The organism is Butyrivibrio sp. XPD2002 (assembly GCF_000423945.1).
Lineage (GTDB): Bacteria > Bacillota > Clostridia > Lachnospirales > Lachnospiraceae > Butyrivibrio.
On the sequence record NZ_AUIY01000027.1, the window covers coordinates 1 to 21333 of the forward strand.

The window sequence follows — 21333 nt, forward strand, 5'->3', positions numbered from 1 at the left end:
CGAACATTCCGCACTTCGTGCTCCATGTTCTTACAACCGGCAAATGAATTTGTATGCAAGCATCCATTCGCTTGCCGGTCTTGTGCAACAAAAAAATAAAGGTGACAAACATATTCAATGTTTATCACCTATTATTTCGGAATGATTTTTAAAAATCTTTATGCTGCCTTATTTTGTCTTTTTTGAAGTAGTCTTCTTAGTAGTCTTGGCTGCTGTCTTCTTAGTAGCTGTCTTATTTGTTTCTGCCTTAGCTGTATCAGCCTTTTTATCTTCTACAGTTTCCTCAGGCTTTGCATCCGGATCCTGGAATACAAATACCTCTGCTCCATAAGGCGGGATCGTCATTGTAATACTGTAATTCTTGTAATCGCAAAGTCCGGGCTCTGCCTTTATGCTCTCCGGAATACCTGTTCCGCAGCCTGCATATTTTTTATCGGCACTGTCAAGTATATGCTTGTAGTTTCCTGCAAAAGGAACTCCTACCTTGTAGTTCTGAACCTCCATAGGAGTAAAGTTAATTACAAATAAGATATTATCTCTTCCATTGGATGCTCTTCTGTAGAAGCTGTAAATGCTGTGATCTGCATCATCTGCATTTATCCATTCAAATCCGCCCCAGTCATTGTCCACTTCGTAAAGGGCAGGATATTTTCTATATATCTCGAGAAGGTCACGAACATAGTCCTTAAGACCTCTGTTTAGATCCTCCTGAAGAAGGAACCAGTCAAGCTCTCTCTTTTCACTCCATTCTCTCTCCTGACCGAAGTCCTGTCCCATGAAAAGAAGCTTCTTGCCACTATGTCCAAACATGAAGGTATAGCCGGCTCTCAAGTTAGCATACTTATCAACCTTGTATCCGGGCATCTTCTCAACCATGGAGCACTTAAGGTGCACTACCTCGTCATGAGATAAAGGAAGAATATAATTCTCAGCATTGTTGTAGCTCATTGCAAAGGTCATCATGTAATGAGCGCCTTTTCTGAAATAGGGATCGAGCTTCATGTATTCACAAAAGTCATGCATCCATCCCATGTTCCATTTAAAGCTGAAGTTCAGTCCGTCGTCCTCTACAGGAGCTGTGATCTTAGGCCATGCTGTTGATTCCTCAGCAATCATCATAACATCAGGGTATGTTCCTCTGACCACGCTGTTAAGATGCTTGAAAAATTCGATGGCTTCATAGTTTTTATTTCCGCCGTCCTTGTTGGGAACCCACTGTCCGTCTCTTTTTCCGTAATCAAGATAAAGCATTGATGCAACGGCATCAACTCTGAGTCCATCGATATGGAACTCCTTGATCCAGAACAGTGCGTTGGCGATCAGGAAGTTTTTAACTTCGTTTTTAGCAAGGTTAAATATCTTTGTTCCCCAGTCAGGGTGCTCTCCCTTTCTCGGGTCCGGATCCTCATAGATGCATGTACCGTCAAAGCATCCAAGTCCGAATTCATCAGGACAAAAGTGTGCAGGAACCCAGTCAAGTATTACTCCGATGTTATTCTTGTGAAGAAGATTAACCAGGTACATAAAGTCTGTAGGCTCACCGTAACGAGATGTCGGTGCGTAATAGCCTGTTACCTGATATCCCCAGGAACCATCGAATGGATGCTCCGCAATACCGATGAGCTCGACATGCGTATACTTCATTTCCCTTAAATATTCAACTACTCTGTCTGCAAACTGTCTGTAGCTGTAGAAGCCATCCTCAGTCCCATCAGGATGCTTCATCCATGAACCGATATGGCATTCATAGATAGCCATGGGCTGCTTATTTAAATCCTTGCCCTTTTTGCCTTCGTACCACTTGCTGTCACTCCATTTGAATTTGGAAAGATCTGTGGTTCTTGAAGCATTACCGGGTCTGAGCTCAGCATAGTTTGCATAAGGATCTGCCTTATAAAGCTTTCTGCCGTCCTGTGTATGTATCAGATATTTGTACAGCTCACCTGTACCTACTCCCGGAATGAAAAGCTGATATATTCCCATGTTTCCGATTCTTTCCATCGGATACATGTCCTCATCCCATCCGTTAAATGACCCGATCACATGAACCGCTGCGGCATTTGGCGCCCAGACAGCAAAAAACATCCCCTTAACGCCATTTTCCTCAGAGACATGTGCCCCTAATTTCTTATAAATATCGTAATGAGTTCCCTGCCCAAACAGGTACTCATCTGCGTCTGAAATAAAAACTGTCTGACCCATATAATATCCCCTTTTTAGAAAATTTTTGAAGTGTTTTCATTATAGCACAACAGGTGCTTAATGAAGGAAGTCCTTCTCCCTTAAAATAATCATATCTTCTTTATCATAACGCTTTCTCAAAAGCACATCGAAGTAATGTCCGATTGAATGCTTATCTGCGTAGTAGATCGCATCATCAACCATCTCTTTAACCTCAGCTACCGTAACCTCATGGTCAAGTGTCTGACGCTCAGAAATCTTCTGATGAAGCGCAAGAATTCCCAAATTATCTATGATATGTTCTTTTTCAAGTGCATATTGCTCAGCATACGCAACAAGAGAATCATCATCAAGTGCCTCTATATCAACACGTACATTGAAGCACTTATTGAGATCCGGATATTTATCAAGGAGTCTGTCGATGTCGTCCTTGGTATCCTCGATTACAACTATATAGCCCTTGTTCTCACTCTGAAGCTGTTTAAGAAGAGTCTTAACCGTATCCTCCTTAAGGTCAGCTGCACGTCTGATGATCAGCGCACCATTTACGATCTTATCAAGGATTGAACTTACGGAGCTCTTGTTGAGCTTCATAGCTGTGATCATTGCCACTTTTCCGGAGAAATTGGAATCTGTGGACTGCACGGCCTTGATAAGACCCTTTGCAAGGTTCACTGTTCCGGCGCCTTCTTCTCCTGTAACAATGGCATTATTGGTATAAGCAGCCATACTGAGATTATCAATGGCTCTTATTATCTGCTTTCTGGACTTCTTGTAATGGATGTAAGGTCCAAAGAGACCCTTCTCCTCAGGAGTCATTACGCGGACTCTCTGCTCAAGTCCTGCATCCTCTGTATCGTCATCGGAATCGTCTGCATCTTCAGACTCCTGTTTTCTGGAAACCTTTTCTTCCTTAACAGGCTTTGCAGGCTCTTCTGTCTTCTCTTCTTCTATATCCTCTGCTTTTTCTTCGGGAGCTTCCTCAGGAATCTCATCTTCAGGAATTTCTTCTTCAGATATTTCTTCAGAAGGTACCTCCTCAGATTCTTCCTCCTGCGGTAATTCCTCCTCAGGCAATTCTTCCTGTACTTCTTCCTTCGGAGCCTCTTCTACCTTAAGCTCCTTCATTCCGGAAGCCTTCGCTATAGCCTCTTCAACCTCTTCTGACTTAATCTCTGTAGTCTCTCCAAGGTCTACCTCTGCAGCAACCTTCTCTTCACCGTTATCTTCTTCAGGTGCCTTCTCAGTATTAGTAGCTTCTTCGAGGTCCTCACCAGTTATAAGTACTATTGACTGGGTATTCTGAAGATCATCAACAGGTGTTATCTCCTGTGATGTCTCCTCTACTGCCAGAGTATCACTTGTCTTTGCTGTCTCCTGAACAGGTTCAGTAATGATTTCTTCTTCCTGGATCACAGGCTCTTTTGCTACTTCTTCTTTTATACCTGAAACTCCGGCTTCACCTAAAAGCGCATCCTTTAGGTTCTCGTCAAAGTCCTTAAACAGCTCGCCTGTCTCTGAAGCCATAAGCTTCTTAACATTCTTGTACTGTTTTTCCTGCTGCTGCTTTTTATAATTCTCCCAGTCGCTCATGAATTCATTGATACTGATCTGACCGGTTATCTGGCGCTCAACCTGCTTTGCATCATCAATTGCAATGCTGATCTGTCCGTCAGTTTCCTGAGAGAGCATCTTATCAAAATGGCTGTTACTGTTGATCTGATATCTTACGTTAGGTCTGATAACAGCACCGGGAACCTCATCCTGCAGGGGCTCGTCCATGAAAACTACACCCTTATACATGGTGTGGTCATTCATTGTGGCTGCTGCAATATTCGCTGCAATCTCCTTGTCCTTAAGCTCCTCTGAAATAGGTGCCTTTTTATTTTCTGCAGGAACTGCCGGCTCACTTGCCTTCTTTACTTCATCAGCGCTCCATATCTTTGTAACAGTGAAATTATCATCATCCTCTGGAGTAGGTACTTCCAAAGACTCCTGCTCCGGCTCTTTCTCTTCTATCGGAACATTGACAGGCTCTTTTTCTGCAACGTCCTCTTTCTTATCCTCATAGAAAAGCTCAGACATAGAGGGACCTGTTATATCACCTGTGGTGTCGAACATATCTCCTGTATCAAGGCTCTCTGTCTCGTCACCCTCCTTGATAACCTGAGGTCCGTGAGCATCTGCAAAAAGTGCTGCTTCGGGATTTGAGATAAGTACCTCTTTAAGATTTTCAGCAATCTCCTTCTGAAGATCTACTGTGTTATAGGTATCCACATTTACTGTAGGAACAGTGTAGGGTTCAGGTATCTCCTCCTGATAGGGCTCCTGAACTGCCTGTGGTGCTTCATAAGCTTCCTGCCTAAGAGGAATCTCCTGCATGGGAGCCTCCTGAACAGGTGCCTGTGCTATGGGCTGTTCATAAACCGGCGCTTCATATACCGGTGCCTGATAAACAGGCTCATTTACTGCATTATTCTGATAGTAGGGCTGTCCATTAATCTGTTCTTCTGTTAATTCAGGAAGTTCTCTTGTGGGAGCCTTTTTCCCGTCAACAACATCTTTTCCGGGAACAGAATCCTGAACCTCGGGAGCATACAGATTGCCGCTTATCTCTGCCTTGTACTTCGCATAAACTGCCTTCTGCTCAGCAGAAAGAGGCTCATGCAAAGCCTTTAATTCCAATGCCTTTATTACATAGCGGCCCTCACGCATGTAGAGGAAAAGCTCATCACATTCCTCAATACACTCGGTTGTAAGACCGACTCTGTGATAAAGATAAGCCAGCTCATAAGCCCACTTTTCGTTATAATCATGCTTCTTATATTCCTCAAGTACCGCAATGCGCTCCTCAAGACTAACCTCCTGAGCCTCATAGAGTTTGTACTGAAGGATGTACCTTGCTGTATTTCTTGGAGCAAGTCGCACAAATTCCTTATAATATTCAACTGCCTGGACAAATTCACCCATGGCAATTGCCAGCTCGCAAAGAGAGTATACAATTTCCCTTCTCGTAGGACTTCTGTCGTATGCGAGAAGCAGAATGTCTCGGCTCTCCTCCAGCCTTCTATTTACCTTATACAGATCACTGATGGCACACAGCATACCGACACTCTTAACCCTTTTCCAGTCAATTGTGTCGGCAATCTTTACTGCATCTGCAAAACGCTGTGCTCTTATCAGCGATTTGATTTCTTCCGCTCGAATTTTATATTCTGTTTTATCCAAAATATTGTCCTCTAAAACTTTTTCATACTATATATAGTGAAATTTTAGCATAGCAACCTATTTATGTCAAAATTGTGTCATTAAAAATCCGCATATTTTCGCGGTTTTTCACGAATTTGTATCAAACTATTTTGAAGCACGTAGAAATATATTAAAATGTATGTACAAATATAGCTTTTATAAATGTTATTGGAGAGAAAATATATGCCAACTCTTGGATGTGCTTCGGGCACAAAAGCAGTAATTGAAAAATATAACCTAAGTATTCAAAAAAAATTCGGCCAGAACTTTCTTATAGATGATTCTGTTCTTAGCAGAACCGTGGAAGCCGCCGGAGTTACAAAGGAAGATACAGTACTGGAAATTGGCCCCGGAATCGGAACTATGACCCAGTACATCGCAGAGAGCGCCGGTAAGGTTATCGCTGTTGAGATAGACAGAATGCTAATCCCCATTCTTGCTGACACATTATCTGATTATGATAATATAAAGGTCATTAATGAGGATATCTTAAAGGTTGATATTGAAAAGATCGTTCAGGAAGAAAATGGCGGAAAGCCTATTAAGGTTGTCGCAAATCTTCCCTATTACATCACAACCCCCATACTAATGAGACTACTTGAAAGTGAGCTTCCGATTGAGAGTATAACCGTTATGGTTCAGAAAGAAGTCGCTGACAGAATGGCTGAAAAACCGGGATCAAAGGACTATGGTGCTCTTTCCCTTGCAATACAGTATTATACTGAGCCCTCTATGGTTCAGATTGTTCCTCCAAGCTGCTTTATCCCGCAGCCGGGTGTTGATTCAGCTGTTATCCACTTAAAGTGCCACAAGAATCCACCGGTTGAAACCAAGGACTCAAAGTTCCTGTTTTCCGTTATAAGGGCTGCCTTTTCACAGAGAAGAAAAACTCTGGCTAACGGTGTTACAAACGGAAATCTTGGTATATCAAGAGAGCAGGTAGTCTCTGCTCTTGAAAAGCTTTCTATTAATCCTTCTATAAGAGGAGAAAAGCTTAGCCTTCAGGAATTTGCCGATATTTCCAATCTTTTATATGATGAACTAAATAAATAAAACCTCAGGAGTAATTAATGATTTTCGAAACACACGCACATTTTGATGATGAGGCCTTTGATGAAGACAGGGCAGAACTCCTCTCATCAATGCAGGAAAATGGCATCGGTACTATTGTAAATGCCACTGCAAGTAAAAGGACCGTTGAGATGTCCTTGGAGCTTACCAAGAAATATCCCTTTATATACACAACTATTGGTGTTCATCCAAGTGACTGCGCTGAAATGGATGACGATGAGCTAAGATGGCTAGAGGATATGTGCTCTAATGAAAAGGTCGTAGCCGTTGGTGAAATCGGTCTTGATTATCACTATGATGAGCCCTCAAAGGACATTCAGAAAAAATGGTTCGAAGCCCAGATTGAAATGGCACGAAGAGTAAAGCTTCCTATCATTGTTCATTCCCGTGATGCTGCAAAGGATACTATGGACATCATGAAGGCCCTTAAGACAGAAGAAATCGGAGGAGATATCCACTGCTTTTCATATTCTGTTGAAGTTGCAAGAGAATATCTGAACATGGGTTTCTATATTGGAGTTGGAGGAGTAATTACCTTCAAAAACGGAAGAAAATTAAGAGAGGTTGTAGAATATGCTCCCATCGAACAGATCGTACTTGAAACTGACTCTCCCTATCTTTCTCCGGAGCCCTATAGAGGAAAGCGCAATTCCTCATTAAATCTTCCTCTTATTGCGGCAAAGATTGCAGAAATTAAAGGCATTACAGCCGAGGAAGTAATTGCCATAACTGAAGAAAACGCAAGAAAGCTTTATAACCTATAATAATAATAAATAGCTGTCGGAAATATTTCCGGCAGCTATTTTCATAATCAGTTATTCAATTCAGAAAGAACAATCTTTCCTTCTTTTAATGTATCCTGAACCTTTATGATTCTCTGGTTCGATGAACCTCTGAATTTTAGTGAGATATTTTTAAGGTCGATAACAAATTCTCCGTCCACAAGAGTATCAATCATGGATAAAATTGCTTCCGTGTCCTCACTGTGGCAGCGCTTATTGTTTTTGTCGTTAAGCTCTTCCCACACATATCCGGAATAAATCCAGATATTTTTATCAGGAAGCTCATTTTTTACCCTCTCAATAAAAGGGCGAAGAGCCTTCTGATTAACTACTTCCATGGGCTCACCACCAAGGATTGTAAGACCCTTTACAAAATCAGGACGCAAGGATTCAATTATCTCGTCCTCCACTTCCTTCGTGAAGGGCTTTCCGAAATTAAAATCCCATGTTTCCTCGTTAAAGCAGCCCTTGCAGTGGTGAGTACATCCCGATACAAAAAGAGATGTCCTGATTCCTACTCCATTTGCAATGTCTGTAGTTTTTATCTCAGCGTAATTCATATTAAAGGTGCAATACTCTTTCTTTTATCTCCTGTGTTCTACCCTGGTTCCAGTACTGGGTTCCAATGTATCCACAGGTACGTCTTGCCACGTTCATCCTGGACTGATCAGTGTTACCGCAGTTAGGGCACTTCCAGATCAGCTTACCATCGATGTCATTCTCGATCTGTATCTCGCCATTATAGCCACAGCACTGGCAATAATCACTCTTTGTATTGAGCTCGGCGTACATTATATTCTCATAAATATACTGCATTACAGAAAGAACGGCCTCAATGTTGTTGTTCATGTTAGGAACCTCTACATAGCTGATAGCTCCTCCCGGAGAAAGTGCCTGGAACTCAGACTCAAACTTGAGCTTTGTGAAGGCATCGATCTTCTCAGTTACATGAACGTGATAACTATTTGTAATATAGTTCCTGTCTGTTACTCCAGGAATCATTCCAAAGCGCTTCTGAAGTGCTCTGGCAAATTTGTAAGTAGTAGACTCAAGTGGTGTTCCATACAGACTGAAGGAGATGTTTGTTTCCTTTCTCCACTTTGCACACTTGTCATTCATGAACTGCATAACTCTGAGTGCAAAATCCTTTCCAGCGGGATCTGTATGTGTAACGCCCTTCATGAATTTAGTACATTCACAAAGACCTGCGTATCCAAGAGAGATTGTTGAATAGTTGCCATAAAGGAGCTTATCAATTGTCTCTCCCTTCTTAAGTCTTGCAAGGGCACCGTTCTGCCAAAGAATAGGTGCTACATCTGAAGGAGTTCCAAGAAGACGGTTATGTCTGCACATTAATGCCTTTTTGCAAAGCTCTGTGCGCTCTTCCATGATCTCCCAGAATTTCTCCTCGTCACCGCCTGAAGAGCAGGCTGCATCAACGAGATTTATAGTAACAACACCCTGGTTAAAACGTCCGTAATACTTGTGCTCACCCTCGTTGTAGTTCTGAGCCTTGGAAATATTGCCCTTGTTGCAAAGTCCCTCATTAGTATCTTCACTGTCTACTGTAAGGAAGCTTCTGCATCCCATGCAGGGATAAACGTCGCCGCCCTTGTATTCCTTCATCTTCTTTGCAGAGATGTAATCCGGAACCATTCTCTTAGCAGTGCACTTTGCAGCAAGCTGAGTGAGGTACCAGTAACGTGTACCCTCCTTGATATTGTCCTCATCAAGAACATAAATAAGCTTAGGGAATGCAGGAGTAATATAAACTCCCTTCTCATTCTTAACACCTGTGATTCTCTGCTTGAGCATCTCCTCGATAACAAGTGCAAGGTCATCTCTGAGCTGTCCTTCAGGAACCTCGTCAAGATACATAAATACTGTGATGAAAGGTGCCTGTCCATTGGTTGTCATTAATGTGATAACCTGGTACTGGATAACCTGAACACCGCGCTCGATTTCCTTGCGGACACGCATCTCAGCAATCTCTTTTATCTGCTCATCTGTTGCTTCCATGTGTGCATCGATGAACTCCTGGCGCACTTCTCTTCTGAACTTCTGTCTGCTGACATCTACAAAAGGAACAAGGTGTGAAAGAGTGATACTCTGTCCGCCGTACTGTGAGCTTGCTATCTGTGCAATAGCCTGTGTAGCAATATTGCAGGCAGTTGAAAAGCTCTTGGGACGCTCGATCATGGTCTCTGAAATAACTGTTCCGTTCTGAAGCATATCCTCAAGGTTTACAAGACAGCAGTTGTGCATATGCTGAGCAAAGTAGTCAGAATCATGGAAATGGATGATTCCATCCTTGTGAGCCTTAACAACATCCTCGGGCAGAAGGAATCTGCGAGTGATATCGCGGCTAACCTCTCCAGCCATGTAATCTCTCTGTACACTGTTTACAGTGGGATTCTTGTTGGAGTTCTCCTGCTTAACCTCCTCGTTACTGCACTCGATAAGTGACATGATCTGCTCATCTGTAGTATTAGACTTACGAACAAGAGCATGACGATAACGATAGGTTATATACTTACGGGCAACCTCGAACTTCCCGGACTGCATGAGGCCATCCTCAACCATATCCTGGATTTCTTCTACGCTGGCAGCTCTGGTAAGCTTTCCGCACTTCTCCTCTACCTGCGCGCCGATATTCTTAATTTGATCGTCAGACAAGCTCTGATCCGGAGTCACTTCCTTATTTGCTTTCTCGATAGCTGCCAAAATTTTTGAGCCATCAAAAGTAACTTCTTTTCCGCTTCTCTTTATAATCTTCACTGGTTAACCCCCTGGAAATATATGAATAAATTTAAATTTGTAGAAAAATAATAGCCACCCGAAACTATATCTTGTGGCTATATATAAACTATAATACATTATATTGTATAAATCAAGTAACAATTTATCGTTAGCTGAAATTTCTCACAAACTCAAGCCTGCTCAGCATTCTGAGGTATTTTGAGAGCCTTACGGTATCCGTTATTTCGTCTCCTGACTCGTAGTATGTCGTATTGAATCTAACCACTATATCTTGTGGTTCATTAAAAATAATCTCACTATCCGGAGTGTTTTTAGCTTTTAACCCCATAACATCCCCAAGATGATTGATTGTTCCGTGATTTCCATCTATAAGATGTATGTTGTCACCGAGAATTTCCTTATATAAAGGCTTAAAATAATTAAAATGAGTGCAGCCAAGAACAAGACCACTATATTTTGTGTCTGAAGCATCAAGAGTCTTAAAGCGCTGCCTTATATATTCCCTCACCTCATCACCTTCAAATTCTTCTTTTTCAGCAAAGGTTACGAGTCCCGGCATCTCAAGAAGATCAGCCTTGTGTCCTATATCCACTCTGTTAAGAAGCATCTCAAGCTTTTTCTCTCTTAAGGTAACGGGAGTTGCCATAACAAGGATTCTTCTTTCATCCTCGGGAGACTCCTCCACTGCAGGCTTAACTGCGGGCTCCATACCAAGTATGGGAAGATCGTATTTTTGTCTTACCATGGAAGCGCCTACACTGGTGGCAGTATTGCAGGCTATTACGATAGCATCCACCTTCTTTTCTATAAGAAAGCGCACTATGCCATCCACATATCCCTTTATCTCATCCTCAGACTTGGTTCCATAGGGTACGTGCCTGGTATCTGCATAAAAAATATATTCCTCATCGGGAAATCTGTGGTAAGCCTCATGTAAAACTGATAGTCCGCCTATACCGGAATCAAAAATTCCTATTCGCATATCGTTCCTCGTTGTTGTATCATTATTAATTATGAAAGAATCATTTATACTCGAATTACAAAAATTATATGACGACTCACACGTAAGCTCCCTTGTACAGGAGGTATGTGAATACTACGCATCCGGTCTTGACTACGAGGACGGTTCTTATATGGAAGAAATAGAGCCTCGTGAAATCTTCGAGCCGGTTTATATTCTTTTCCTTCTTCAGAGAAGAGAAAGCTATCTCGATGAGTTTTCCTACATCCGCAAAAAATATCCCCATCTGTTCACAAGCGTTGAACAACTCTATGAGGATATTCTTATTCATATGGATGTAAATGCCCTCGAAAAAACCAATGCAGATAAACTCTCATCTGCCCTGGATAACAAAATCACATCTGACGAGATCTTTGATAAAATCAATTCCTTGTGCATGCAAAAGGATGACATTTCAGATGCTCTTGATGGATTCTGCTCCTGGATCCACAACTTTTATTCCTGAACCTGAGCGTATTTCATAACACAGAATAAAAGCTGACCCTCGTACTGAATCTGTGCCCATTCACCGTCATCGCTGACAGCAACTCTGTCAAGGACGGTGCCCTGCGGTACCTGAACTACAATAAAGTCATCACTTGCAGTGCTGGGTGTATTTCTAAGATTAAGGTCTGCAGTAGTTACGATCTTATCACCGGTCTTGGTATAGCCGGCAAGCTCTCCCACAACCGTTTCAGTGGTGGTCTCTTCGTCAGGATCTGGTACAAAGTATTTATCATATACCTTATTCTTTAAGATCATTCCAATCAGTACCAGTATTACGATACCAGTAATAATAGAAGAAATCCTTACTATTAAAAGAGGAAGAAATTCATTCTCTTCATCATCGTAATCGTCTTCAGTATCTCTTCTTTCTACTTCCTTACGGTGCTTTTTCCTAATAAATTCCTGCTTTTCTTTTTTGGGTTCAGGCCTTCTTTTCTCTTTCTTAGGAGGCTCAGGACGCTTTTTTTCCTTCTTGGGTTCAGGTCGTCTCTCCTTTTTAGAAGGATCAGGTTCTCTGTCTCTGCTTTCAGATCTTTCTCTTGCAGATTCTCTCTTACTGCTTTCAGCTCTGGGTCTTTCAGGTTCTCTCACAGGTTCTTCGTACTCTACCTCAAAATCCTCATCCAGATAAAACTCATCCGAATCCTCGCTGAGGTTTTCTCTTTCCCTGTCCATGGCTTCATGCTGGGTTCTGTAGTATTCTTCTCTCTCCTCTGCACTTAAAAAATCCAGCGGATCCTGAATCTCAATATCTATTTCCTCTGTTGCCTGTTCGTCATTTATTATCTTTTTTCTGTAGTCGTTAAAATTCCTGATATTGTCCGACATGACTTCTCCTCCGGGAAATCCCTTGGTCAACATCTCCCCCATACAAAAAATAATTTCCAGTAAATTAAAAACAGCTCGGGCAGACCTGGTTGTCTACCCGAACTCTATATTATCACATAATTTAATTTAATTACATTCAAGAAACAACCTTGTCGATCATGCTCTGCAACTTAGCCTTGCTCTGTGCGCCAACTGCCTGATCTACAAGCTCGCCATCCTTAATAAAAGCAAACATAGGAATGGACATAACTCCGTATTTCTGAGCAATCTCAGGCTGCTCATCCACGTTTATCTTGCCAACCTTAAGCTCTCCGTCATACTCCTTGGCAAACTCGTCAATCATAGGAGCCATCATCTTGCAAGGTCCGCACCAGTCAGCCATAAAGTCAATAAGAACCGGAAGCTTACTGTTGAGAACTTCTTCCTCAAAGTTGTCTGTTGTAAATGTGTACTCAGCCATCGTCCACCTCTTTCCGCGATAAGTACTATCGCTTTGCATAAAATAATGTAACAACCCTACCGCTTGATAATATATTTGAAGATCGGATTTCCTTTTGCGGAAAACTTCTCCTCATATTCTGTCATTATGTTACCTTCATTCATGGATGAATCATTATGAAGATCATATGTAACTGCCTCTGCATGCCAGCCTGCAGTATTCAGCTCCATAAGTGAAAAATCAAAAAGGCCTCTGTTATCTGTTTTAAATTCCAACTGTCCGTCTTTTTTTAATATCTGATCATATCTTCTAAGAAAAGTACTTGATGTAAGTCTTCTCTGAGCATGTCTGTCCTTGGGCCAGGGATCTGAAAAGTTAAGGTAAATCCTGTCTACTTCATTCTCCTCAAAGACCTCTGTAATGATCTCAGCTTCCATTCGGATAAATCTTACATTTGTAAGCTCCCGCTCTGTCTGCTTCTGTACTGCTCTTAAAAGAACACTTGAGTATTTCTCAATTCCAACGTAGTTGATGTCCGGATTGGCCTTGGCCATATCCATAATAAATCTTCCTTTTCCGGTTCCAACCTCTATTCTGATAGGATTGTCATTCCCGAAAACCTCTTTCCATTTACCCTTGTTCTCTTCCGGGTTATCGATGGTAAAGGGACTTTCAGCAATCCTCTCTCTGGATCCGGCTACATTTCTAAGCCGCATATAAAAAATCACCTTTCAAATATAAATTAATTGTACCATAAATAGAGAATACGCCAATAGCCACTTATTGAAAAGTTTTTTGCAGCTTTATCTTTGGTTTTGTCCTCTTTTAGTGTATCATAGATTAGCAGAATGTTGCTATAAGGAGTTTTTAATGAATCGCAGATATTTTGTGGAAAAACTGAATAGAGGTGCATTAATATTCTCATTTATTGCTATTTTTCTTACGAACACATTTGTAAGCCATGCTGAGACTGATTTAGAAAGTGCTGCAGCCTCAAGAAAAGAGCTTCCTATACAAAGTAATGAGATTCCGGGATGGCCAGAAGGACCTCAGATCGGTGCGGAAGCCGCTATCCTGATGGATGTTAATACGGGAACAATTCTCTATGAGAAAAATATACATGAGGAGTTATATCCTGCAAGTACCACGAAGATAATGACCTGCCTCCTTGCTGTAGAAAATGCAAGTCTCGATGACAGGGTCGATTTTACATACGATGCTATTCACTCAGTACCCGCCGATGGTTCCAAAATTGGTATAGATGCAGGTGAATACCTGTCACTTGAGGAATGTCTTTACGGAATAATGGTCGGAAGTGCCAACGAGGTTTCCAACGCTGTCGCTGAACATGTGAGCGGTTCCATTGATGGCTTTATTGATCTCATGAATGAAAAGGCAAAATCCCTTGGCTGCACCAATACTCACTTTGCCAATGCGAACGGTCTTCAGGATCCAAACCACTACACAAGTGCCTATGACCTGGCTCTGATATCTGCTCAGTTTTTCTCAAATGAACTTCTTTGCAGAGTTGGTAATACTCCAAGATATCACTTTGAACCAAGTGCCGGTCAGCCTGATGATTTTTATCTTAATAACAAGCATAAGCTTATAACAGGCGAGGTTTCCTACGAAGGAATAATCGGAGGAAAAACAGGTTACACCGATCTTGCCAGAGAAACACTTGTAACCTGCGCCGAAAAAAACGGAATGAAGCTTGTCTGTGTTGTATTTATGGAGGAATCCCCGGCACAGTTTACTGATACAGTTACACTTTTTGATTACGGCTTTAATAACTTCAAGACAGTTAATGTTAAAAGTGAAGAAAATGGATATATCCCCAAGGACAATTCCTTTTTCTCATCCGATAAGGACTTCTTCACCACACAGAGCTCCTTTTTGGAATTTGCAAAATCAGATTATGTAATACTTCCTGTGACCTCTTCTCTGTCAGATGCAGTATCCACAGTATCCTACGATGAGGACGCAGAAAGTACAGGACATATAGCCACTATCAATTACAGCTTTAACGGTGTTCCTGTTGGTTCAGGGCATATTATTATTTCTCAGAATGCAGCTCTTTCCTCTGATGTGAATCCGGAAGCTGCTGCCAGCATGATATATATAAATATCAAATTCATAATAATTCTTATCTCAATTGCAGGTGGATCACTTGTCTTCCTGATATATGTATCCTCTCTTATCGGAGCATACAGTACCGGTGTAAGCCGCGAAGACAGAAAGAGACTTAACAGAAGAAAACGAGAAGCAAGAAAACGAAACGGACCAAGACTTTAAAATGTCTATAAAAAGAGCGGGCTGAAATTAATCAGTCCGCTTTTTCTTATGGTCTCCCAACCTGTTATAGCTCTTTTTTTCCGATTTAGCCTTCATCTCCTCCATCTCCTTATCGGTGATGAATTTCAAAGTTTTTACAGCATAATATTTCTGGCTTTCCGCCTTCTTTAATCTGACCTTTGCCTTCATAAAGCCATGCTCTTTGCAAAGAGATACACTGTAAAAATGCTTCCCGTTATTTGAAAACCATTTGACCTTTCTCTTTATCGGCTTATTACAAAGATAGCATTTTGTTCCCATTACCTCCGGGTCAGATAAAAGCTCTTCCTTTGACTTAAACTCTCTTGAGATATACTTTGCATAGTGTTCAAAAACAATATGAACTTCCTGATCCTTAGTCTTTGGTGTGACATAGTTGTCAAAGGAGTAGTTGTAAAATACCTTGCGGCTAAGCTCACAAAAAATCTGAGCAGTGTAGTCCGCATCCGCTAAGGCTCTGTGAAAAGCTGAATCCTTTTTCATACCGAGACTCTCTGTCGCATGCTCTAAGGATCTTCTCATCTTTCCATCCTCGTACTGGATGCTGAAAAGCTTTTGCACATCATAGAACGGAAGTGGTCTGTCTGAAAGAAGAGGCAGGTCAAAAAAGTCCATGTTCCTCTGAAGTTCTGTAAGATCAAGGGGTCCCCAGGTGCAGAAGGTCGGTTCCTCTCCGCACCATTCGAGGAAGTCAGTGATGACTGTTACAAAATCATCACCGCTCTGAAGATCTTCCATTGAAATGTGAATCAGGTCCTCTGTGATCTTGTGCATCTTTTTATAAACCTGAGGACGGACAAGGCGGCTGAATTCTCCGGTCCTGTTTCTATTCTCATCAAGACGCACTGCACCGATTTCTATTATCTCGAAAGGAAGAGATTTTCCATTTCTCTCCTTTACTGTTTTTCCCTGATTCCATTCCAGATCAAATACAATATAATTTCCCATTAAGGCTTAATACTCCTTGGCAGGTGTCCAATGCTCCTGCCCATAAATATCTGTAATCTTGAAGGTCACACGTACCTTGCCATCACCAACTGTTGTGTTGGAAATGTGAAGATCTGCCATGCTTCCCTCCACAGTCAAAGTCTCACCAAGGTGATACTTATCCTGAAAGTTCTCATCATAGTCATAGAAATCGCAAACAAAATCTATTCTATCACCAGTTTGCAGTTCTGTGAGATTTTTCGCAATGGTCTCTGTCTCACCCGTGGCATAATCGTAGCAAACACCTGCCACATATCCGTCTTCATTTTCTGAATCAAATATAAGGATAAGGTTAGCTCTTACATCGTTGATGAAGCAGGGAACTCTTCCCATTATTGCATAGCTGTCCTCATCTCCCTGAGTATCTATGCGAATGTACTCAACAGGCTGCTTATTTATTGATATCCATGTCCTGTCTGAAGGTGCAACAGGATTGCCGTCATCGTCGATATCATAGGAGTTATCAAGTCCGAGGTCAACGTATCCTGTATCATCATCATAGAAAATATTTACATCAAGATTCTGAACAAGACTCCACTGCTCCTCTGACATCTGAATAACATCTTCACCCTTGGAGTTAGTTGTCCATACAAACTGGTTATTGTCAAAGCTGTGCTCAGTTACATAGCTTGCCATTGTTTCCGCATCAATTCCTTTTCCAAAGAAGGAAGAATTGGATGCATCAAGTCCGGAGATTCCTGTTACTCCGCTGCTCATCATGCTTCCGAGAAGCTGAACCAGTACATCCTGACTGGATACGGACTGACCCTGGCTGCTCATGTCTCCAAACAGACTTCCCATAGGTGACATGGTTCCGCCTGAAGCTACCTGACCTGCAACCTCCATTGACGCAAACTTCTGAATACAGTCGGCATAGCTATCATCCATTCCTATAGCTTCATAGGTGCTTACCATACTGTCAACCTTGGAGGTCTTCTTATAAGGGAAGTATATGGAAAGGCCATAGGCATTTGTCATATTCTGACTTGTTCTGTTGTACTTTACGCAGCCCTTAAGAGCGTCCGCAAGCTCTTTTCCATCCTCTGTTCCCATATTGGAAGCAAGATGGATAAGATCAACCTGATCGATTTTCGATGATGAAGCAAACTCTCTTGCTTCTGATCTTGCATTTGCAACTACCTGATAATCCTTATCTGAAATCTTATCAGAGGTATCCTTTGCAAATTCCTTGAGCTCTGAAGGAACTGTGTTCTGAATCTCAGCAAGGTCTATAAGTGAAAGTGTTGTCTTTTGACCTCTGCAGGTTGTGGCACACACATCTGTGTATGTGTCAATTATCAGCTTCGCCAGGTCTATAGTTTCCATTGAAGGATTCTTGGAATAAGCGTTAAGCCAGTCTGTATAGTACCAGCCAACTCCGGGCTCTGTCTCCTCTGAAGCTATCATGTAGTCAGCGTAGTTTGAAGCAACAAGGGCTGTCTCTACAGTAGCCATGAGGCAGGCATCAAAGCCTATAAAATCATAGGTTATTCCACTATCCTTAAGTGCCTTGTTGATTTCTGAAAGATCCATTGATCCTTCCCTTGCAAATTTCTCATCATAACCATAGCCGCTTACAGATCCGCCGCCATGATCCCAGAAAATAAGGTCATATCTGTTTGCAGGAAAATTCTCTGCTGTCCACTTTATAAAGCCTGTAAGATTTTCAGGCTTTGTCATGGCAGTCTCTCCAAGGTTATCCTTTAAAAGAGCAAGACCACCCTTCTTTACCTGATAAATCTGATTTGTCTTACTTGAAATAACATTGTTCTGCCACTGCTTACAGCCACCTGTGTAAACAATGATGTTGATATTATCACTAATATCAGCGGCCATCATCTCCTGAAGATCTCTGGTGGCCATCTGGCTTCTTGACTCAAGGTCTGTACCACACATATAGATCATGATTGTGGTTTTATCAGAGCCATCGCCGATTATATTAGTTCTTCTTTCTCTTGAGCCCTCTGCAACCTCTCTGTTAAGGACACCTGTGTTAGGTGACTCGCTCCAGGCACTGCTGGTCTGACCATAGTATCCCGTTCCTCCTCCAAGAAGAGTTCCGAGAAGTGATCCCATCTGAGATGTGCCCGTCTGGCTCTGTCCGCTTCCTGACTGACTGCCTGTACCTGTTGTTGTCGTAGTATTGGTAGTATTCTGGGTGGTTGTAGTCTGATGACTCTCCTGAGTATAGGTAGTGTCATCTCCTGAAAAGCCTCCCATAAGGCTTCCGATTCCGCCGCCACCTCCAAGAAGAAGTATAGCCAAAATTACTATAAGTGAAAGAGGACTTTTTCCGCCGCTTCTCTGGGGACCTCCGCCTCCGGTAGTACTTCCTCCCTTTCTTCCTGCGTAGCCATCACTTGATCCGACGGGACCTCCGCCCAGACCTTCACCTCTCTTATGGACTCCAACGCCTCCGTCCTCGATGTTCTTTTTTCTTCTTACCGGCTTATCTGCCATTTTCTCCCCTTCCTCTTTCCATACCGGTCATTTCTTATGAAAAGATTTACATACCAAAAATATTTTTATAAATCTGCTGTATAGATTTTCTTTCCGAAATTATCGCAGATATATAATCTTCTTCCCTGTATGCATATCCCAATAGGTGACACCAGCTCTGCATCTGGAATTCTCTCATCCACAATGTTAAGGGTACTTACCTGTCCGCCCTTAATTAAACGAACCGCGCTGTTAACAGTATCAGCAACAAAAACTGTTCCATCTCCAGCAACAGCTATTCCCTTTGGTGATGAAAAGGATGCTTCAGGTGTTGCTCCGTCCTTAAAGCCCTCTTCTCCGTTTCCTGCCACAAGCTCAATATCACTGCTACTCTTTTTAGAGCTGACATCAGTGGCATTTACTTTTATAATTCTGTTTTTTCCTGTTTCTGCTATATATAAATAGCCTGAATTAAAGCTAAGTCCCATGGGGCTGTCCAGTCCATCAATAAAGGTGGAAACTGTTCCATCCTCTGAAACTATTTTTACTGAATCTGAATGAGTATCGGAAACAAAAAGATGTCCTGTTCCGTCGGAGGTAATTCCGGTTGGATAGTTATACTCATCAGTTCCGTTTGCAGAATTAATGGTATCAACCCTGTCATCGTTTATAAGTCGTATCACATTATTTTCTGTATCAGATACCGCGATTCCACCAAGGAAAGGTGTCACAGTCCAGGGCAATTTGAAAAGTGCTTCTGTCAATGACGCATCATTATAACCACCCTGGGGTTTATCATAGATATCCCTTGAGCTGTCCGCTCCTGCCAAAATATCTATTCCGTCAGCAGATGCCTTCCACACACATTTAGAAAAAGAATCCGTTATATAAAGGCAGCCGTCATAGCTGCAAATTCCGCAGGGCTCCATCGTATCAGGAAGGTCAGATAGGTCAAAATCTATAGTAGCTTCATCAGTGTCTATGCTGACATCTCCTATTCCTCCAAGTCCTGTATCTGAAAGAGAACCTGTGTCATAAAGCTCTTCCTCTGCCGTTTCCCCCTGTTCCTCCGCAGCCTTCTCAGAACCCTTTTCCTTAAAAAGACCGCAGGCAACCATAGTTACGGTAAAGGCTGTAATTATCAGTACAATTACAAGCAAAACCCATTTCAAGCCGTTTTTCTTTTTCTTATTCATAGCATCCCCCTGTTCGTTTAAATCATACCTATGCTAAATGAATATCTGTCCCAGCTTAATTTTCATATAATCTTAACTTATATTATAGCTGAAAATGCGCATTTCTGCAGGGTTTATTCTTTCCAATAAGAATTTAATTCCTTTGTTTCCCACTTTTTTAGACGAACACCATCATAGGTGTGAGCAACATAGAAAATGGCCTCTTCACCTGTTTTTGTAGCCTTATCTTTTCCCTGATCTGCCCTGAAATTCCCGAGAGAATAATAGACTAATAGCTTTCCTCCATCCTCTTTATCTATGAGCTCCGTCTTTTGCACTACATGTGGATGAGTTCCAATTATCACATCTGCCTCCGTCTTTGAAAATAGCTCAGCCATCTCCTTTTGTTCTTTGCTTATGTCCTTACTGTATTCATCACCCCAATGCACGAATACCACTATAAAATCTGCTTCTTTTCCGGCTTTATCAATGTCACCTATTACCTTTTTCTTTTCGGCATCTGTCCTTGGAAGGTAGTGAACTGCAAAGGGATATTTATCGGTCACATCTATGTCGTTTGTTCCATAGGTATATGAAAAAAGTGCAAATCTTATACCGTTCCTGCTTATAATCTCATAGGGCTTATATTCTTTATCAGAGCTGTTCTGGATTCCCACGCAGGTAATCTTGTTTTCTTTATAAAAATCTGTCGTTACATCTATTCCATAAATACCTTTATCAAGGGCATGGTTATTAGCACACACTGCTATGTCAAAGCCAGCATTTTTAATAGCTTCTCCTACAGCAAGAGGTGACCCAAAGCTTGGGTACCCAGATACAGCACTATTTTTATCCACAAGAATTGTCTCCGCGGCAATTGCTGCGATGTCTGCTTCCTCTATTTCTTTTTTAAAGGGTTTATATAAAAAGTCATAGCTTCCCTTTTCTTTTCTTGCCGCGTATTGGTAAATCTCTTCGTGGATAATGTTATCCCCAAAGGCGATGAATTTAACTTCATTATTTATATTCTTAAGTCCAAAAGATTCCCACATCCAAAGGGCACAGTTTTCATCTATATCCTCAGTAAGAAGTATGGCATTGTCCTTCTCCATGAGCTTCATTCTTGTGACCTGTCTTCCTATGTCGGAGGCAAACCACTTTGCGGACACCTTGCCTTCACTTCCTATGTCGTAAATTCCAATGTGCTGAGAAAAACTATCCTCATCACCCTTTACCCAGAAGGGTTTATCCTTTCCGTATCTTCCCTTTTTCCACAAAAGAAGGATCAGCTCTTCGTCGCCGTTTCTGTCGATATCTGTGATAAATTCATCCTGAACAAGATAATCTTCTTTGCTCTCCCAGAGTGTCTTACCTTTACCGTCCTTATATATCACATGCTTATCTGAAAGCTCGAAGACCTTTTTGTCGCTGGTCTTTAGCTCTTTTTCCTGAAAGGAAACCCACCCAGGTATCTCTTCATTTTCAGACGCGGCCGCTTTTACTGTAGTTAAATTTGTTGTTATATAAATGGCTGCCGCTATAAGAAGCAGCAGCCATTTTGATGTTGTTATTTTTGGCATA

Annotated in this window: 16 protein-coding genes; 4 read left to right on the top strand and 12 right to left on the bottom strand. The window is 41.8% G+C overall.

Features of this window, described 5'->3' with window-relative positions:
• Positions 1-168: 168 nt before the first annotated feature.
• Complete coding sequence (gene glgB / locus G587_RS22790; protein ID WP_081679454.1) at positions 169-2202, bottom strand: 1,4-alpha-glucan branching protein GlgB; 2034 nt, start codon at positions 2200-2202, stop codon at positions 169-171.
• A 57-nt stretch (positions 2203-2259) separates the two neighbouring features.
• A complete protein-coding gene (locus G587_RS0113405; RefSeq protein WP_026492676.1) occupies positions 2260-5409 on the bottom strand; it encodes a tetratricopeptide repeat protein in 3150 nt (1049 codons plus the stop codon).
• 204 nt (positions 5410-5613) lie between these two features.
• Between G587_RS0113405 and rsmA the strand changes: the two genes are divergently transcribed.
• Both rsmA and G587_RS0113415 read left to right on the top strand, forming a co-directional pair.
• On the top strand, positions 5614-6483 hold the full coding sequence (gene rsmA / locus G587_RS0113410; protein WP_026492677.1) for a 16S rRNA (adenine(1518)-N(6)/adenine(1519)-N(6))-dimethyltransferase RsmA: 870 nt from the start codon (positions 5614-5616) through the stop codon (positions 6481-6483).
• Positions 6484-6500: 17 nt separating this feature from the next.
• Positions 6501-7265, top strand: a complete 765-nt coding sequence (locus G587_RS0113415; protein ID WP_026492678.1) for a TatD family hydrolase — start codon at positions 6501-6503, stop codon at positions 7263-7265.
• Positions 7266-7312: 47 nt separating this feature from the next.
• Here G587_RS0113415 and nrdG read toward each other — a convergent pair whose 3' ends face one another.
• The 3 genes from nrdG to murI form a co-directional block, all read right to left on the bottom strand.
• Positions 7313-7843 carry an anaerobic ribonucleoside-triphosphate reductase activating protein gene (nrdG, locus tag G587_RS0113420; RefSeq protein WP_026492679.1) on the bottom strand — a complete coding sequence of 177 codons (531 nt, stop codon included), beginning with the start codon at positions 7841-7843 and terminating at the stop codon, positions 7313-7315.
• A gap of 1 nt (position 7844) precedes the next feature.
• A complete protein-coding gene (gene nrdD / locus G587_RS0113425; protein ID WP_026492680.1) occupies positions 7845-10061 on the bottom strand; it encodes an anaerobic ribonucleoside-triphosphate reductase in 2217 nt (738 codons plus the stop codon).
• Positions 10062-10191: 130 nt separating this feature from the next.
• On the bottom strand, positions 10192-11025 hold the full coding sequence (gene murI / locus G587_RS0113430) for a glutamate racemase (protein WP_026492681.1): 834 nt from the start codon (positions 11023-11025) through the stop codon (positions 10192-10194).
• Between the two features lie 31 nt (positions 11026-11056).
• On the opposite strand from murI, the gene G587_RS0113435 reads away from it, so the two are divergent.
• Positions 11057-11509, top strand: a complete 453-nt coding sequence (locus tag G587_RS0113435; RefSeq protein ID WP_155829551.1) for a hypothetical protein — start codon at positions 11057-11059, stop codon at positions 11507-11509.
• Here G587_RS0113435 and G587_RS0113440 read toward each other — a convergent pair.
• From G587_RS0113440 to trmB, 3 genes are all read right to left on the bottom strand, one after another.
• Positions 11500-12420 (bottom strand): SH3 domain-containing protein, encoded by a 921-nt coding sequence (locus G587_RS0113440; RefSeq protein ID WP_207637474.1) that lies wholly within the window; start codon positions 12418-12420, stop codon positions 11500-11502. The two genes, G587_RS0113435 and G587_RS0113440, sit on opposite strands and share 10 nt — an antisense overlap.
• A gap of 94 nt (positions 12421-12514) precedes the next feature.
• Positions 12515-12838, bottom strand: coding sequence for a thioredoxin (gene trxA, locus G587_RS0113445; RefSeq protein ID WP_022763000.1), 324 nt, complete (start codon positions 12836-12838; stop codon positions 12515-12517).
• A 56-nt stretch (positions 12839-12894) separates the two neighbouring features.
• Complete coding sequence (trmB, locus tag G587_RS0113450; RefSeq protein WP_026492684.1) at positions 12895-13533, bottom strand: tRNA (guanosine(46)-N7)-methyltransferase TrmB; 639 nt, start codon at positions 13531-13533, stop codon at positions 12895-12897.
• A 154-nt stretch (positions 13534-13687) separates the two neighbouring features.
• On the opposite strand from trmB, the gene G587_RS22795 reads away from it, so the two are divergent.
• Entirely contained in the window at positions 13688-15112 is a 1425-nt protein-coding gene (locus G587_RS22795; protein ID WP_051201038.1) for a D-alanyl-D-alanine carboxypeptidase family protein, read from the top strand.
• A gap of 27 nt (positions 15113-15139) precedes the next feature.
• On the opposite strand, the gene G587_RS0113460 is transcribed toward G587_RS22795, so the two are convergent.
• The 4 genes from G587_RS0113460 to G587_RS24575 form a co-directional block, all read right to left on the bottom strand.
• On the bottom strand, positions 15140-16099 hold the full coding sequence (locus G587_RS0113460) for a 3'-5' exonuclease (RefSeq protein WP_026492685.1): 960 nt from the start codon (positions 16097-16099) through the stop codon (positions 15140-15142).
• 6 nt (positions 16100-16105) lie between these two features.
• The gene (locus G587_RS0113465) at positions 16106-18598 is read right to left on the bottom strand and encodes a clostripain-related cysteine peptidase (protein ID WP_026492686.1); all 2493 of its coding nucleotides are present in this window, start codon (positions 18596-18598) and stop codon (positions 16106-16108) included.
• A gap of 65 nt (positions 18599-18663) precedes the next feature.
• A complete protein-coding gene (locus G587_RS0113470) occupies positions 18664-19773 on the bottom strand; it encodes an NHL domain-containing protein (RefSeq protein ID WP_026492687.1) in 1110 nt (369 codons plus the stop codon).
• A gap of 113 nt (positions 19774-19886) precedes the next feature.
• Positions 19887-21332, bottom strand: coding sequence for a CapA family protein (locus G587_RS24575; protein ID WP_196812577.1), 1446 nt, complete (start codon positions 21330-21332; stop codon positions 19887-19889).
• Position 21333: the final 1 nt, after the last annotated feature.